Here is a 16,292-nt window from a genome sequence, read left to right as displayed (position 1 = left end):
GTGACATGGTTCAGAAACCGGCGACTTTGAAGGATGTGGCGGCGCTGGCCAATGTGTCGCGCGCGACGGCGGCCCGGGCTCTCAACAGTTACGGATATGTCGGCGACGAAACCGCCCAAAAGATCCAGGCGGCCGCGGAAAAGCTGGGCTATCGCGGCAACCGCCTCGCGCAGGCGCTGCGTAGCGGGCAATTGCCGATCGTCGGTTGCATCCTCGGCGATATCCAGAACCCGTTCTTCGCCCGCATCGCGCACGATATCGAGGTCCTCGCCCGCGAGTTCGGGCACAATCTCATCATCGGCAGCAGCGAGGAGGAGTTGGCGCAGGAAATTTCCCTTCTGGCGAGCCTCCGGTCACTAAGCATCCGCGGCTTCATCGTCGCGCCGACCTCGGAGGGCAACAACGCCCACCTCCAGGGTCTGGTCGACGAGAACGTGCCGCTGGTGCTGATCGACCGTGTCGCAGAGGGCGTCGATTGCGACAGCGTCGTCGTCGACAACGAGGGCGGCGCCCGCAAGGCCGTCGAATACCTGATCGGCATGGGCCATACCCGCATCGGCCTGTTGCAGGACGACATGCGTATCTTTACCTCACGCGAGCGCAGGAGCGGCTATAGGTCGGCGCTCGCCGCGGCCGGGATCGCGGCCGACGACCGTATGGTCGCCGTGTCGCAATCCACCGTGGAGCACGCGGTCGATGCGACCATACGGCTCTTCAGCCAGAAGACACCGCCGACGTCGCTTTTCACCGTCGACAGCCTGATGACGCAGGGCGCGCTCCTGGCCTTTCGATCAATGGGGGTTTCCATCCCGCACGACGTCTCGCTCATCGGTTTCGACGACTTCAATCTGGCGACTTTCACCGATCCGCAGATTACCGTCGTTTCGCAGCCCGTCTCCGAGATTGGCCGCACGGCTGCTCGGGTGCTGTTCGAAAGGCTCACTGGCAAAGACGAGCCGCCGCGCAAAATTCGCTTTGAAACCAAGCTGATAGTTCGCGGCTCGGTGAGCCGCCGCGGCGGCGTCTGAGCGCCGCAAACCCCGCCTCAAAAAATTCGAGACGCCCACTTGCCAGCGCGAAAGTCTTGTGCGCTAAATATATGTGAGATCGATCTCACATCGTCTCAAAGTTTATTCGCGTTGGGACGCCACCTCGCTTCAAAGGCGATTTCGCGCAGCGCAAAACGGGAAGGTACAAATGCTCAACTTCGATAGAGATCGCTTTGTGAAGATACAAAGCGGTGCAGTCGCAATCGCCGACGACATGCGCGCCCTGATGCGCGGTCTGCTCGACGACGGTCTGGAACGCATTTTCTTCATGGGGACCGGCGGCGTGCAGTTCCTAACCCAGCCGGCCATCGAGCTTGCGCGCGCTTTGACGCCATTCCCGGTTTCGGCCGCCTATTCGGCGCAGGTCGTGCTGGAGCCCCCGGCGGGCCTCAACGAGAAGGCGCTGGTCGTGCTGCCCTCGCTGTCGGGCACGACCAAGGAAAGCGTGCAGCTTCTCGCCTTCCTTAAGGAGCGCGGGGTGAAGACGCTGTCGCTCACCGGGCACAAGGACACGCCGCTCGGCCGCGACGCCGACTACAACTTCACCAATTTCGCCGAAGACGATACGTCCTCGGAATCCTTCTACCTCCAGACCCTGCTCATCGTGCTCGCGCTGCTGGCCGAGCGCGGCGAATACGCCGATTTCGACGCGACGGTCGGCGAACTGGCGCTGTTGCCGGAGCTATTGGTTTCGGTGAAGGAGGGCTACGAGGCCGAGGCCGCCGCGCTCGCCCGGGAAATCAAGGACGAAACCTACCACATCTTCACCGGCGCCGGTTCCGTCTGGCCGGAAGCGCACTACTACGGCATGTGCATTCTGGAGGAAATGCAGTGGATCCGCACGCGCCCCGTGCAGGCATCCGACTTCTTCCACGGCACGCTGGAACTGGTGGAACCGGGTGTCAGCCTCTTCATCTTCAAGGGCGAGGATGCCTTTCGCCCATTGACGGACCGCGTGGAGAACTTCGCCAAGCGCTACACCGACAAGGTGCGCGTTCTCGATGCGGCTGCCGCCGACCTTCCGGGCGTCTCGGCCAGGACGCGCAGTCTCATCTCGCCGATTGTCCTGGCGACCATGCTGGAGCGCCTGAGCGCGCATCTGGAGGTGCTGCGCGACCATCCGCTGACCACGCGCCGCTACTACAAGCGCGTCGAATATTGAGGTTTTCCGGTCCGGCGGCGACGCCGGACCGTTCCCCGACCTTGCATGTCCAAAAGAAACGAAAGACAACAGAGAGGAACTGCGAAATGAAAGCCAATCCGTTCTTGAGCACGACGAGCCTCGGGTCGATCGCTGCTGCCGCCTTCGTCATCGGCAGCGTCGCTGCTGCATCTGGCGCGGAGCCGGTCGTCGCCGATCCCAATGCGACGGTCGACTATTCCGGCACGGTCAGCGTGCTGACGAAATTCGGTCTGCAGCAGCTTTCTCCCTTCTTCGTCGATGCCGCCCGGGACTATGAAAAGCTCCACCCCGGCGTGAAGGTCGAGCTCATCCAGGAGAGCGACGACAGCGTGAAGGGCAAGACGAAGGCGCTCGTGGCCTCCAATTCGCTGCCCGACGTCTATTTCACCTGGACGGGCAGCTGGGGTGAGAATTTCGTGCGCGGCAACCGCGCCGTCGATCTGACCCCGGTCATCGGTCCGGATACCGAATGGGGCAAGTCGCTCGCGACCGCTGCCGTCTCCGCCTTCCAGTACAATGGCAAGCTTTACGGCATTCCGCTTTATCTCGACGCCAAGTTCATGGGCTACAACGAGAGCCTGTTCGAAAAGGCGGGTGTCGCTGAGCCCAAGTCCTTCGAGGAGCTGCTCGGCGCCTGCGCCGCCCTGAAGAAATCCGGCGTCACGCCGATCTCCTTCGGCAACAAGGAAGGCTGGCCGGGCGTGCACTATGCCGGGCAGCTGCTAGCCTACAACGTGCCGCAGGCCACGCTCGAAAAGGATTTCATCCCTGCTACGGCCGAATTTGCCGATCCCGGTTATGTCGCCAGCCTTACACAGTTCAAGCAGCTCATCGACGAATGCTCTAATGGTTCAGGCACGAACGGCTCATCCTACGCCTCGGCCTTGCAGCAGTTCAGCAACGGCAAGTCCGCCATGTACTATCAGGAAATCATCGAGTTCGACCAGTCGACCGCGGACGGTGCGCTGACACGGGAAGATTTCGGCTTCTTCAAGCTGCCGGTGCCGAAGGATGCCAAGGGCGACCCCAAGGCGGTCGAAGGCGCGCCGGAAGGCTACATGATCAATGCGGCTTCCAAGAACATTCCGCTTGCGATCGATTTCATGAGGTTCGTCACCTCGGCCGAAAACGGCAAGGTTCTCTCCGCGCCGCCTTATGGCCAGCCGAGCGCGACGGTCGGCGGATATTCGGTAGACGCCATGAACCCAGCCGTGGTCGACGGCCTCAAGGTGATCGCCGACGCCTCCTATCTGATGCCCTGGCTCGATACCGCCAATCCGCCGCGCGTTGCGGCCGCCTGGCTCTCCGGTCTCCAGGCGCTGATCGGCGGCTCCATGACACCCGAAGAGGTCATGGAACGGGTCAAGGAAGCAGCGACTTCGTCCAAGTAAGGATCGGCCCAGGATGACTGTCATGAAGCACGAGCAGAATGGTGAAGCCGTCAAAATCGGCTTCGCCGGGCCGGACCGGGCGCAAAGCCATCGGTTCGGCCCGCTGGCCGGGATCCTGTCGTTTCGCTGGGTGCTGGTCGCGTTCGTCCTGATCCTCTGGTTTGTCTATTATCCCATCATCGACAATTTCGTCGTGAGCACGAAGAACCAGGACATCTTCACAGGCGAGACCGCTTTTATAGGACTGGACAATTACCGGCGCCTGCAGGGCGACCCGGTCGTCTGGACGGCGATCGTCAACAACACGCTCTATGCCGTCATCTCCGTCATATTCCAGGTTTTCGGCGCGTTCGTGCTGGCGGCCCTCATCGAGGGGCTTGCCGATGAGAGATGGCGCCGGTTCTGGCGCGCCGTCTATTTCATACCCTCGGCCATCTCGATCACCGTCACCGGCCTTCTATTCTATTTCATCTACCAGCCCGATATCGGCCTAATGGATTCGGCGCTGACGCAGATCGGGCTTGCGGAGTGGTCGCGCGCCTGGCTCGGCGAGGAGGGTACCGCGATCTACGCTATCATCGCCATGAGCCAGTGGCAGGGTTTCGGTTATTCGACTCTGCTGTTCGCTATCGCGATCCAGAAGATCCCGCGCGAACTCTACGACGCGGCGATCATGGACGGGGCAGGGACTTGGCGGCGCCTATGGAACATCACCTTTCCGCTCACCCGCGAAATGACCGGCCTGATGGTAATCGTCACGATCACCGGTGCGTTCCAGGTCTTCAACGAGGTCATGGTGATGACCGGCGGTGGGCCGAACAACAGCAGCCAGGTGCTCGGCACATGGCTTTACCAGCAGGGTTTCATCGAAAACGATTTCGGTTATGGCGCGGCCATCGCAACGGTTATCTTCGTCATCACGCTGATCACCGGCTTCGCGCAGCTCTGGTACACCAAGAGACGGAGGGTCGATCTGTGAGCGTCACCTATCAACCGCGGGAAACCGAGCGCACCGACTTCGCCGCCGTGCTGGCGAAGACCTGCCTCGTTACCTTCCTGATCAGTCTCGGCTTCGTCGTGCTCTATCCGCTGTTCTGGATGGCGATGAACGGCTTCAAGACCAATGCCGAAATCTTCGGCAACCCCTTCGCGCTGCCGAGCGGCTTCAGCATCGCAAACTATATCTCGGCCTGGAACCAGGGCATCCGGAATTACATCGCGACAAGCGTCATCGTCACGCTCGGATCGGCCGTCTGCACGGTGCTGGTCAGCGCCTGGACAGCCTATGGCCTCACGCGTTCGAAATTGCCCGGAAAGCCGTTTTTCGTCGGCATCGTGCTCGGTGGCCTCATGCTAAGCCCGACGGTCGCGGTCATCCCACTCGTGCGCATGATGCAGGGCCTTGGCCTCTATAACACCTATTGGGCGTTGATCATCCTCTACACCGCCTTCCGCATTCCCTTCACGACCTTCCTGATCCGCGCCTACATGCTCGGGCTGCCGCGGGATCTCGACGAGGCCGCCACCATGGACGGTGCCAGCGAAGGGCAGATTTTCCGGAAGGTGACGCTGCCGCTGTGCAAGCCGATCCTGGTGTCCTGCGTCATCCTGCATGTGCTCTTCGCCTGGAACGAGTATCTCTTCGCGATGATCTTCACCAGCGGCGCGGATTTGCAGACGCTGCCCGTCGGCCTCACCTCCATCATGGCAAAGCACGGAACCAACTATGCCGTCGTCTTCGCCGCCATGACGCTCTCCGCACTTCCCATCGTCATCACCTTCTTCGCCGCCCAGCGCTTCTTCATCCGCGGGCTGGCCGAAGGCATCGGAAAATAGGGCGGGCACATGTTGAAACGAAACCAGCTCATCGGTGCGAACTTCTCCTTTCAGCACCATTCCTTCCGCTGGACAGCCGAAAAGCTCAGCGCCATGGGCTTTCAGCAGATGGAGCTCTGGGGCATCGCCCCGCATCTCGATCTCTTCCACGACAACCAGGCAGGGCTTGCGGAGGTGAAGGCGATCCTCGGCGACAACGGATTGGCCGTACGTTGCTTCACGCCAGAGCAGGTTCTTTATCCGATCAACATCGCCTCCGGCGACAGCGCCTACCGCGAGGCCAGCGTCGAGCGTTTCATGCAGGCCGCCGATGTCTGCGCGGAGCTGGGAGCGCAATATCTCTTCCTGACGCCGGGCCGCGGCTTCGAGTGCGAAAGCCGACAAACCGCCTGGGCCAATTCGATCCAGTCGATCAACCGGATCGCCGCCCATGCGCGCGCGCTTGGCGTCTCCTGCCTGCTGGAGCCGCTGCAGCGCCTCGAAAGCAACATCGTCACCAATGCCGATGCGCTTGAGAGCTTCTGGCGCGCGCTCGACGGTGACGATATCGATATCGTTCTCGACCTCGTCGCCATGGCGACGGCAGAAGACAGCGTCGGCGACTATTTCGCGCGCTTCGGCAAGCGCATCGCGCATGTGCATGTCGTGGATGGAACGCCGGCGGGGCATCTTGCCTGGGGCGACGGCAACCTGCCGCTCGACGACTATATTGGGCAGCTTGGCAGGCACGGTTTCGCCGGCACGTTGACTTTCGAACCTTTCGGCAACGGCTCCTATGCGCTCGACCCCGTTTCCGCCTGGCGGCGATGCCTCGAAGCCATTGCACCCCATCTCGATGAAACGGACACAGAATGACGAAGGCCAATCCCAACCTGATCGCCGTCGGCGACAATTGCCTCGATGCCTATCTGAGCAAAGGGTTCGTCACCGTGGGCGGCAATGCCCTCAATGTCGCCGTCCAATGGCGGCAACAGGGGTTGAATGCCCGCTATTTCGGTGCGCTGGGCCCGGATGCGGAAGGCGATATCATGCTTGCCGCCATCGCGGAGGCGGGGCTTGATCGCAACGATGTCGAAATCCGTCCCGGCGCGTCTGCTGTGACGCTGCTGACGGACGATGCCGGCGAGCGACGTTTCCTTCTCGAGTCGCTCGGAGTGGGCGAGAATTATGTTCCAAATGCTGATCGCTACGAGGCGTTGCGGCAAGCCGACTGGTTGCATCTCGGCACAAATTCCAGCGAAAGGCTCATCCGCCGGCTCGTCGCCGATGGCATTCCCTTCAGCATCGACATTTCCACGCGGCATTTCGACCTTTCGCTCGATGGCGTGCCGCTTGTCTTCGCCTCCGGTCCGGACGATCCGACCAAGCCGGTCGAGCCGCTGATCGCGCGGTTCAGGGCCGCGGGCGCACGACAGGTCGTCGTCACCTGCGGCAGGCGGGGATCCTTCTATCATGATGGTTCGACGGTGTTCGCGGCGGGTTCTGTGCCGGTCACGGTCGTCGATACCTGCGGTGCAGGGGACAGCTTCATCGCGACCTTCATCATGTCGCGGTTCTTCGCAGACCTGTCCGGACAGGCCGCGCTCGACAGCGCCGCCGAAAGAGCATCCGAGACCTGCACCCATCTCGGCGGCTTCCCGCAGCCCATCCGGCCAATCCCGGAATGGCTGCTTAAGAAATATGACGATGTCATCGGCAGCACCGAGAGGGCGGGAACATGAACACCATCACGATGAGGCCGCCCGTCGCGGCACCGAAGGGCGATCGTTCCTTCTGGCTGCAGAGCATTGCGGCGGATGCCGTCACGCCGCCCCTCAAGGGCAGCGCGGATTGCGACGTCGCGATCGTCGGCGGGGGCTATGCCGGCCTGTGGACTGCGCTGAGGATCAAGGAACAAGCGCCCGAAACGCGTGTCACCGTGCTCGAAGCGGATTTCTGCGGTTCCGGAGCTTCCGGTCGCAACGGCGGTCAGGTCCATAGCTGGTTTGCCGAAATCGACATGCTGCGCGCGCTTGTCGGCGAGGATGACGCGCTGATGCTGTGCCGGGCGACCGCCGACGCCATCGAGGAGCTTAATGGCCTGCAGGCCTCCGGTGCCATCGACATGGATCTGAGACTCGACGGCTGGCTGTGGACGGCAAGTTCGACCGCGCAGGAGGGGGCCTGGGCTGCGGCCCGCGACCTCAGCCGGACGCTCGCCGAGGACCGCCTGCATCCGCTCCAGCGCGCCGATATCCTGCGCCGCACCGGCTCGGACGTCTCCTATGTGGGCATCATCGAGGAGAGGGCGGGAACCGTGCAGCCGGCAAAGCTCGCCCTCGGCCTGCGACGGCTCGCCCTCGAAAGGGGGATCATCATCCATGAGCAGAGCCCGGTTCTCGAAATCGTGCCCGGTTCCACGCCGCAACTGCGCACAGCATGCGGCGTGCTTTCCGCCGGCAAGGTGGTGCTCGCCGCAAATGCATGGCTTTCGGCCATCGCGGAATTGCATCCCTATCTCTACGTGGTTAGCAGCCAGGTCATCGCGACGGCGCCGGCGCGCGATGTCCTGGAGCAGATCGGCTGGACGGACGGCGCCTCGATCTGCGATGCGCAGCAGCATGTGCTCTACTACCAGCGCACGCCCGAGGGCACCGTCGTCTTCGGCCGGGGCACGGGTGGCATTGCCTATGCCGACCGCATTGACGCCCGCTTCAATCGCAGCGGCGACGGCGGCGCCGACAATATCCGCGAGATGCACCGGGTGTATCCTGAGTTGAAGCATGTGCCTGTCCTTTACGACTGGAGCGGCCCGATCGATTGCACGGCGCAGCACTTGCCGGTCTTCGGCCATCTGGAGGACCACGCGAACATCTTTTACGCGATGGGCTTTAACGGTACGGGCATCGCGCAAACGCCCGTCGCCGGCCGCATCATGGCAAGCCTTGTGCTCGGGCGTGACGACGCCTGGAGCCGGTGTGGGTTGGTTGGCATTGAAAAGCGCACGCGGCTTCCGCCCGAGCCGCTGCGCTATCTCGGCGCGCGGGTCGTGCGGCATGCCATCCGGCGCAAGAACGATCTCGAGATCATCAACAGAAAGCCGGGTCCGGTCACGCGGTTCCTGGCCGGGCTCGCGCCCTGACGGCGCGCTGTCTTGCAATTGCAAATAACGGAACGGGAACGATGGCCGATTTATCGCTGAGAAACATTCGCAAGGCTTATGGTGATCTCGAAGTCCTGCACGGCATAGACCTTGAGATGAGGTCGGGCGAGTTCATCGTCTTCGTCGGCCCGTCTGGGTGCGGGAAATCCACTCTGCTGCGCTCGATTGCCGGCCTTGAGACAATCACGTCAGGCGACCTCGTCATCAATGGCGAGCGAATGAATGCCGTCGCGCCCTCCAAGCGCGGCATCTCCATGGTGTTCCAGTCCTATGCGCTCTACCCGCATATGACCGTCTACGAGAACATGGCCTTCGGACTGCGTATCGCCGGAACGCCGAAGGCGGAGATCGATATGCGGGTGCGAAAGGCGGGCGAAATACTCCAGCTCGACAAGTACCTACAACGCCAGCCGAAGGCGCTTTCCGGCGGGCAACGGCAGCGCGTGGCGATCGGGCGTGCCATTGTGCGAAATCCGCGGGTCTTTCTATTTGATGAGCCCCTGTCCAATCTGGATGCCGCGCTGCGCGTCGCCACCCGCATTGAGATCGCCAAGTTGAAGCAGAGCATGCCGGAAGTAACGATGATCTACGTCACCCACGACCAGGTCGAGGCGATGACGCTGGCGGACCGCATCGTCGTCTTCAAGGACGGCAACGTCGAGCAGGTCGGCACGCCGACCGATCTCTACCGCAAGCCGGCGAACCTCTTCGTCGCGCAATTCATCGGCTCACCGGCAATGAACATCCTTAAAGGTAAGGTCGTGGGCCGTTCCGCGACATCGGCACGCTGCCAGCTTGACTGCGGTGTGGTCCTTGATATTGAGGCAGAACGTGGCAGCTTTTCAAGGGGCGAGGCGATCAGCGTCGGCATTCGCCCGGAAAACATACGGATAGGCGACAGTCATGGGACGGATCCGACATTTGCCGGAACCGTCGATCTCGTGGAGCATCTCGGCGAGGTGCAAATACTCTATCTGGACCTGAACGGCGCCCGTGAAAAGTTTTTGGTCAAGGTCGATGGGGAGAGTGCTTTTTCACGCACGCAGAGCGTTAATTTCACCGCGCGCCGCCGGGATATCCACATCTTCGACACTGCGGGAAGAGCCGTTCGAAGCTAGGTGAACCGATCTTGCAGCCATCAGTTCGGGAGGCTCTTGCCGGGATCAGGCAGTCAGGCGATCCCGATATCTGGGCCGCCTGCAACAACAATCTCGCGTCTGCGCTTGGCTGACTGGCATATGCATCACCGACAATCGACAGGAACAGGCTCTTGCGTGCGGCAGCAACGGCTTGGGGTGATGTGCTTCAAGTGCGCAAAAGAGAGGACAATGAGTTATTGTGGGCGCGAGCGAGTGCAAACGTCGCCCGCGCAGTCTCCGATTTGTTTCACTACCTGCTCGTGGAGGATGGTGGCGAAATTACAGAGCGCGTGCGAGAGGTGGCGAGCAATGCAATCCATCTCTTTGAAGAGGTTATCGACGTGATGCGGCGCGTGCCGAATGACTATGCGGCCACGCTACAAGACGTCCCAACGATCCATGCCAACGTCAGATCTTACGGATCTGCCATTCAGCTTTTGCAAGAGGCGCGCGAGTTTTCCAAGAAACGGAAATGCCGCTGGCATTGGTACGTGCCACGAAATGCTTGGAAAAATCGCAGCCGCACAAGCACCATCAGGTTAGGCCGCGAAAGGCCGATCGCTGAACGGGCGGCCCAACCTGCAAGGATGCGTTGTCCAAACCGTCTTACCGATCGCTTCTCTTCGTTCTTGCAACTGTCGCTGCGTCTGCCGTCGGTGCGGACTTGTCTGAACTCAACCTGCGGGGCCGCGACCACGGTGCATTCAACGCGCGCTGACCATTGAATCGAAACCGATGAGAAAAGCGTCGACCATGGCATGAAGACGACGCGGTTCAACTCCATCGCGTGCTTGAACCGAAAGCCCGTGCAGCAAGGTTGCGCAGCAATCGCCTATGGCAATTTCATCGACATGTGCCGGGATCTCCCCCGATCGTTTCCCCGCGATCAGGCGGTCAATGATCGATTGCGTTCGCGCCTTCCGATGCTCGGCCAGCCAGTCTCTGATCGCCTCGTTCTGCTGCGTGCAATTCGTCGCCGCCGATACGACCATGCATCCCTTCAGTCCGTCGGTATAGAGCGCCACTGCCGCCCGGAACATGACTTCCAGAACTGAGCGGACGTCGCTGTTCTCGAGCATGGCTCGCTCGGCAAAGCCGCCCTCATTCGTCTCGTAGTGTTCGATAGCTTCCCGAAACAAGGCCTCCTTGGAGCCGAAAGCGGCATAAATCCGCGCGGAGGCGATGCCAAGGCCATCCACCAGATCGGTCATGGAAACACCTTCGAACCCGCGCGCCCAAAACAGATCCCGGGCTCTCTTCAGCGCCACGTCCCTGTCAAACTCTCTGGGTCTACCTGCCACGTCCCGCTCCTATGTTTGTCGATCGACAAATAATTCGCTTGACGCGGAGATGCAAGGCTGCCAATTCTTTGTCGATCAACAAAGAAAGGTCATCCAGTGAAAACCATAAAAGGCCCAAGCCTCCATCTCGCTCAATTCAGCGATGCCAATCCGCCCTTCAACACGCTAAAATCAATTGCGGAATGGGCGAGCGGAATGGGCTTTGCCGCCCTTCAGATACCTGCCTGGGACCAACGCCTGATCGACATCGCCAAGGCGGCAGAGAGCCAAGCTTACTGCGACGAGATCAAAGGCACGCTTGCCGAGCACGGCTTGCAGGTCAGCGAACTGACCACGCATATCCTTGGACAGCTTGTCGCTGTCCACCCGGCGTACGATGCGATGTGCGATGCGTTCGCTCCTGAGGAGCTTCGTGGAAACGCCGCTGCCAGGAGCGAATGGGCTCTGCAGCAAATCAAGTTGGCCGCGAAAGCCTCGCGGCGGCTTGGACTGACCGAGATGGGAACGTTTTCGGGCTCATTCCTCTGGCCCTACTTCTTTCCGTTTCCACAGCGTCCCGAAGGCTTGGTCGATGCCGCCTTCGACGAACTGACCAGCCGCTGGAAGCCCATTCTCGACAACTGCGAAGAAGAGGGGATCAACCTATGTTATGAACTTCACCCGAGCGAAGACCTTCATGACGGCGCCAGTTTCGAGATGTTTCTTGATCGCATCGGTGGCCATCAGCGGGCCCAAATCCTCTTTGATCCCAGCCACTTCGTCTTGCAGCAGCTCAAGTATCTCGACTTCATCGACATTTATCACGAGCGCATCGGCATGTTCCATGTCAAGGACGCTGAATTCAACCCGACCGGACGCCAGGGCATCTATGGCGGCTACCAGTCCTGGGTAAACCGTGCGGCCCGATTCCGTTCGCTGGGCGACGGCCAGGTCGACTTCCGCTCGATCTTCTCGAAATTTGCCCAGTATGATTTTTCGGGCTGGGCCACGTTGGAGTGGGAATGCTGCCTGAAGAACCAGGAAGACGGAGCGCGCGAGGGCGCTGCCTTCATTCGTGATCACGTGATCCGCGTCACGGACAAGATTTTCGACGATTTCGCCGGAACGCCGCTGAGCGTCGGCCAAATGAACAAGATCCTCGGCATCTCCAACTCTTTCGCACGAAAACACTATGGTTAATCTATTGGTGTCGGACCGCGCGTCCGAAGGTTTCGCGCATCGCTACGTGCGCGTCGACGGGCAGAAAATCCACTGCGCCACGATGGGCGAGGGCAAGCCGGTGTTGCTGATCCCCGGCTGGCCACAGACCTGGTACGCCTGGCGCTACGTAATGGTCGCCTTGGCGCAAAATGGCTTCCAAGCCATTGCCGTCGACCCCATCGGCACGGGGTTTTCCACGAGACCGGAAAACGGCTACGACACGGGCTCAGTCGCGCGTCTCCTGCACCAGCTTATGACTGCGCTTGGTCACACCCGCTACGGTGTCGCCGGACATGACGTCGGCATGTGGGTCGGATACGCGCTGGCGAGCGACTACCCGGACGCCGTGGAACGCATCGCGCTGACAGAAGCTGTCATTCCCGGTCTCGCGCCTGCGCCGCAAATCTTCGTACCCCCTTCGGACAACATCTTCCTCTGGCATTTCATGTTCAATCAGGTCCTGGATCTGCCGGAATTCCTCACATCGGGACGGGAGAAAGAATATCTCGGCTTCATGTTCGACAAGTGGTCTCACCGCAGGGACCGGGTCGCAGCGGATGTCTATGCAGCTGCCTACGGGACACCAGGGGGTATCCGGGCCGGCTTCTCCTATTACCGGGCGATCCCCGAAACCATCCGTCAGAACCAGGTACGGGCGAGCCGGCCGTTGGCGATGCCGGTCTTGGCTATAGGTGCGGAGCACGCGACGGTGGACGCGCCTATGCAAACGATGCGCCGACATGCGAGCAACCTGCGCGGCGAGATTGTCCGCGATTGTGGCCATTTCATAATGGAAGAATGCCCGGACGATTTCATCGCACAGGTTGTTCCCTTCTTTCTGGAGGGGGCAGCCTGATGCCTGTCGATGCGAACATCGCCACGTTTCTGGCGGGGCTACCGGCCACGCAACCCGGCACCCTTGATGAAATGCGCGCAGAGACCGATCGAGCCCTGATCGCCATGCAGGCCCCTCGGAGCCTGTCAGTCAGATCGAAGATCTCGTTGTGGCCGGCGACGATCCGGACGTTTCAATTCCTGTTCGGGCCTACTGGCCCGCTGGAGCGAAATGGGGCGGCAAGCCTCCGGCTATGGTTTTTGCCCATGCCGGGGGATGGTGCCTGGTATCGCTCGACGCGTATGACAATCCGTGTCGTGCGCTCGCCAAGGCGACCGGCTGCGTTGTGTTTTCTGTCGGATATCGCCTTGCTCCGGAACATCCCTATCCGGCAGCTCTGGACGATGTCTATCGCGCCCTATGCTTTGTCGCCGACCATTCGGAACGACTGGGAGTGGACAGAAATAGGATTGTCATCGCTGGTGACAGCGCCGGCGGCAACCTGGCTGCCGCGACCGCGATGCTCGCACGCGACCGCAGTGGACCGCCTATCGCGCAACAACTGCTCATGTATCCGCCAGTCGATACCGACTTGGAAACCGCTTCCTATCAGGAGTTTGCCGACGGTTACTATCTGACGCGCGATGCAATGAAGTTCTGTTGGGGCGCCTATCTCGGTGACCGAGTGACGACGCCCCCAGTCTATACCGCCCCGCTTCGGGGCGATCTCTCCAGTTTGCCACCGGCGACGATCATGGTGAGCGAGTATGATCCCTTGCGCAACGAAGGCGAATCCTACGCGCGCAAACTTGACGCATGCGGCGTCCCAACCACGCTCATCGTTCTCGAGGGAATGGTCCATGCCTGCATCCATATGCTCGGCATCACACCGGCGGCGAAAGCGATATTCGCCAATGCGGGAAGAGAGCTGCGTCTGAAGCTCGGTGCATTCTAAGGCTAGGCGGTGTGACGGTGAACGCGCTAGTCAATACTGTCGGGAGCGTCAGCGGCAGGTGGCATTGCGTCGGAGCGAAGGCGGTCGGGCAGTCGAGCGCATTGACGGGCCAGACTCGCTTGGTCACAGCCGGTCCACGTCGATGATCGCCTGAGCGAAGTCCTCCGGCGCATCCTGCGGCAGGTTGTGGCCGACGCCGCCGGCGATGTTGCGATGCTGGTAGTTGCCGGAAAACATGCCGGCTTAAACTTCGAGCCCCCGATGCGGGGCGGCGTTCTGGTCGCCTTTGAGTGTAATTGTCGGGGTCGTGATCACCGGGCTATTGGCAAGCTTTTCCTCGAATGCGTCGAAGCGGGATTCCCCTTCGATCAGGTCCAGCCGCCAGCGATAGTTATGGACGATGATAGCGACATGGTCGGGGTTGTCGAAAGCAGGGGCCGAACGTGTGAAGATCGCGTCGTCGAATTGCCCGTTCGGCGAGGCGGTCTCCCAGATTAGATGAACAAAGCCGTGCGTATTGGCCTGGTAGCCCAGCCGGCCACGCTCAGTGGCGAAATAGAACTGATACCACCAGGCGAGCTCGGCTTTGAGCGGTATAGGCTTCTTGTTCATTCTCTTGGCTGCCGATCCGCTCACCGACACCAACGCCTTACAGCGATCCGGCCACAGGACGGCCATGATTTTCGACGTACGGGCACCGCAACCATAGCCGCCGATGATTTCGACGCCGAGCGCGGCGGCCAAGGCGGATTGCTGGCCGTTGCGTGGTGTGTCCTTCGATGAACCGGGTCGTGCCATACCCCCTGAGATAGGGCACGATCACCCGATAACCGGCCGATACAAACAGCGGTGCGGCGTCGACATAGCTATGAATGTCGTAGGGCCAGCCATGCCGCAGCAGGACCACGCGCTCGTTGCTGGCACGAGCCTCGGCGTAATCGATTTCGAGGTCGACGACCTTAATGCTTTTCATGGATTCAATGGACGTGGTCGGGCGGCCACAATGGCGGTCCGCGACGTCGTCGCGGAGGTGTCTGACCCCGCATCGGCTGCGTCGGCAAAGCCAAGTTCGACGGCTGCAGCTGTAAATGCAGCCAGGCTGAACAAGCGACGGCGTTCAAGGTTGAATTCTACGGACATCGATCCGGCTGCTTGGCTGGTCCATTCCGATAAGACCGTTGCACCACGAGTTTGCGCGGAGCGTGCGAGATATACATTGGGAGGACCGTCCCTCACGATCCATGTCGACCGCGTAGACGACCATGCTCCCGGCAAACAACCTCCCGCACCCAAAAGGCGCTTGCAAATCTCGCTTTTAGACAACGGTCTTGCTCTGGAACATCGCCTTCCGGAGGGGGTTTAATAGGATCGTTGTAAAAAAGGACGTTTTGCCATGCCAACCCATCTGGATAAGGGAGGCGACAGAGTCGGGACATCGAATGGTAGGAACCCACTCCCAACAGGATTGGGATTTCTCAGGCGCGCTGTCTTACTTGCAGTTGTTATCGGTTTAACACTTGCAGTGATTGCGTTCACAATATCGCGCTCCTTGGAACCAGGCAGTGACCTCGGCAGCAGTCAGCAAACGGTTGTACCAACAGGTACCGATAAGGCGAAGTGAAGTTGAAGCACCCACGAACCGCCAAGCGACATCCGCTCGAGCAACGGTCGGAGCGGTGGTGACGCATGCGTAACCCCTCACGCGCGAACCGGCCCGATAGGATTGGACCGCGGGCGGGTAGGTCTACTTCAACTGCAGCGCGTTCATAGATAATGACGCTTTCTGGTGCACTGCTTACCGAACGTGCGGCCGGCAGAAGCATGCCACTGTTCAAATGCTAGTTTGATGACACGGCCGGACGCTAGACTTCTTTCTGGCACGTATGGCTCTCCGGGAAGTCCGGATTCGCTGGATCGACCGAGATTTTGCCCGAGAATTCCTTCCTTGAAGGAACGTGCACATCGATACGGTGAAAGTGAAGGCACGAAAGTTCCACGGACGGCACGCCTATCGAAGGAGACCGTCGCTCCCGAATTCGTCCCATCCGCTCAAGCCGGTCGCGGCTTCGTCGGCTCGTTCGCTTGGTTTGACTTTTTCCTTTTTCTTCAGCGACCGCGTCAACTTCGCCTGATACGCGGCCCGCCTGCGATTTTCCGCTTTTGCCGCTATATCTTCTTCTCGCCACTCATCCACGGCGCCACGGTCGAGTAGATCTTCGACGACACGAGGATCGAATATGTGAAAGGTGATCTTCCTTGCG

At 60.7% G+C, this 16,292-nt stretch carries 14 protein-coding genes and 2 pseudogenes; 13 read left to right on the top strand and 3 right to left on the bottom strand.

Annotated elements, in window-relative coordinates:
- The first annotated feature begins 35 nt into the window (after window positions 1–35).
- The 10 genes from ASD01_RS17740 (at window position 36) to ASD01_RS35650 (ending at window position 10,465) form a co-directional block, all read left to right on the top strand.
- Complete coding sequence (locus ASD01_RS17740) at window positions 36–1,028, top strand: LacI family DNA-binding transcriptional regulator (protein ID WP_244495260.1); 993 nt, start codon at window positions 36–38, stop codon at window positions 1,026–1,028.
- A gap of 169 nt (window positions 1,029–1,197) precedes the next feature.
- Window positions 1,198–2,211, top strand: coding sequence for an SIS domain-containing protein (locus ASD01_RS17735; RefSeq protein ID WP_060644203.1), 1,014 nt, complete (start codon window positions 1,198–1,200; stop codon window positions 2,209–2,211).
- Between the two features lie 86 nt (window positions 2,212–2,297).
- Entirely contained in the window at window positions 2,298–3,623 is a 1,326-nt protein-coding gene (locus ASD01_RS17730; protein WP_060644202.1) for an ABC transporter substrate-binding protein, read from the top strand.
- A 22-nt stretch (window positions 3,624–3,645) separates the two neighbouring features.
- A complete protein-coding gene (locus ASD01_RS17725) occupies window positions 3,646–4,602 on the top strand; it encodes a carbohydrate ABC transporter permease (protein ID WP_234824559.1) in 957 nt (318 codons plus the stop codon).
- Window positions 4,599–5,459 carry a carbohydrate ABC transporter permease gene (locus ASD01_RS17720; protein ID WP_034798608.1) on the top strand — a complete coding sequence of 287 codons (861 nt, stop codon included), beginning with the start codon at window positions 4,599–4,601 and terminating at the stop codon, window positions 5,457–5,459. Before ASD01_RS17725 ends, ASD01_RS17720 begins: the two co-directional genes overlap by 4 nt.
- A gap of 9 nt (window positions 5,460–5,468) precedes the next feature.
- Complete coding sequence (locus tag ASD01_RS17715) at window positions 5,469–6,314, top strand: sugar phosphate isomerase/epimerase family protein (RefSeq protein ID WP_060644201.1); 846 nt, start codon at window positions 5,469–5,471, stop codon at window positions 6,312–6,314.
- Window positions 6,311–7,180 (top strand): PfkB family carbohydrate kinase, encoded by an 870-nt coding sequence (locus tag ASD01_RS17710; protein ID WP_060644200.1) that lies wholly within the window; start codon window positions 6,311–6,313, stop codon window positions 7,178–7,180. The genes ASD01_RS17715 and ASD01_RS17710 overlap by 4 nt, the downstream gene beginning before the upstream one ends.
- Window positions 7,177–8,580 (top strand): NAD(P)/FAD-dependent oxidoreductase, encoded by a 1,404-nt coding sequence (locus ASD01_RS17705; protein ID WP_060644199.1) that lies wholly within the window; start codon window positions 7,177–7,179, stop codon window positions 8,578–8,580. Before ASD01_RS17710 ends, ASD01_RS17705 begins: the two co-directional genes overlap by 4 nt.
- A 41-nt stretch (window positions 8,581–8,621) precedes the next feature.
- Window positions 8,622–9,719, top strand: a complete 1,098-nt coding sequence (locus tag ASD01_RS17700) for an ABC transporter ATP-binding protein (protein WP_060644198.1) — start codon at window positions 8,622–8,624, stop codon at window positions 9,717–9,719.
- Window positions 9,720–9,871: 152 nt separating this feature from the next.
- A complete protein-coding gene (locus ASD01_RS35650; protein ID WP_143106282.1) occupies window positions 9,872–10,465 on the top strand; it encodes a hypothetical protein in 594 nt (197 codons plus the stop codon).
- Here ASD01_RS35650 and ASD01_RS17695 read toward each other — a convergent pair.
- Window positions 10,445–11,008 carry a TetR/AcrR family transcriptional regulator gene (locus ASD01_RS17695; protein WP_280138783.1) on the bottom strand — a complete coding sequence of 188 codons (564 nt, stop codon included), beginning with the start codon at window positions 11,006–11,008 and terminating at the stop codon, window positions 10,445–10,447. The two genes, ASD01_RS35650 and ASD01_RS17695, sit on opposite strands and share 21 nt — an antisense overlap.
- Before the next feature lie 129 nt (window positions 11,009–11,137).
- Here ASD01_RS17695 and ASD01_RS17690 point away from each other — a divergent pair, with 129 nt between their 5' ends.
- The 3 genes from ASD01_RS17690 to ASD01_RS17680 all read left to right on the top strand — a co-directional run bounded on the left by ASD01_RS17690 (window position 11,138) and on the right by ASD01_RS17680 (window position 14,031).
- Entirely contained in the window at window positions 11,138–12,220 is a 1,083-nt protein-coding gene (locus ASD01_RS17690) for a sugar phosphate isomerase/epimerase family protein (protein ID WP_060644197.1), read from the top strand.
- A 7-nt stretch (window positions 12,221–12,227) separates the two neighbouring features.
- Window positions 12,228–13,097 (top strand): alpha/beta fold hydrolase, encoded by an 870-nt coding sequence (locus ASD01_RS17685; RefSeq protein WP_244495259.1) that lies wholly within the window; start codon window positions 12,228–12,230, stop codon window positions 13,095–13,097.
- Window positions 13,098–13,245: 148 nt separating this feature from the next.
- Window positions 13,246–14,031 (top strand): alpha/beta hydrolase, encoded by a 786-nt coding sequence (locus ASD01_RS17680; RefSeq protein WP_200954154.1) that lies wholly within the window; start codon window positions 13,246–13,248, stop codon window positions 14,029–14,031.
- 123 nt (window positions 14,032–14,154) lie between these two features.
- On the opposite strand, the pseudogene ASD01_RS17675 reads toward ASD01_RS17680, so the two are convergent.
- Both ASD01_RS17675 and ASD01_RS36045 read right to left on the bottom strand, forming a co-directional pair.
- A pseudogene (locus tag ASD01_RS17675) lies at window positions 14,155–15,171 on the bottom strand (alpha/beta fold hydrolase).
- 868 nt (window positions 15,172–16,039) lie between these two features.
- Window positions 16,040–16,292: pseudogene (locus tag ASD01_RS36045) on the bottom strand (hypothetical protein); the annotation flags it as partial.

Origin of the sequence: Ensifer sp. Root423, from assembly GCF_001426275.1 — a bacterium.
GTDB classification, from domain to species: Bacteria; Pseudomonadota; Alphaproteobacteria; order Rhizobiales; family Rhizobiaceae; genus Ensifer; species Ensifer adhaerens.
Note: the sequence above shows the minus strand (reverse complement) of the source record. Positions and strands in the feature narration are given on the sequence as shown.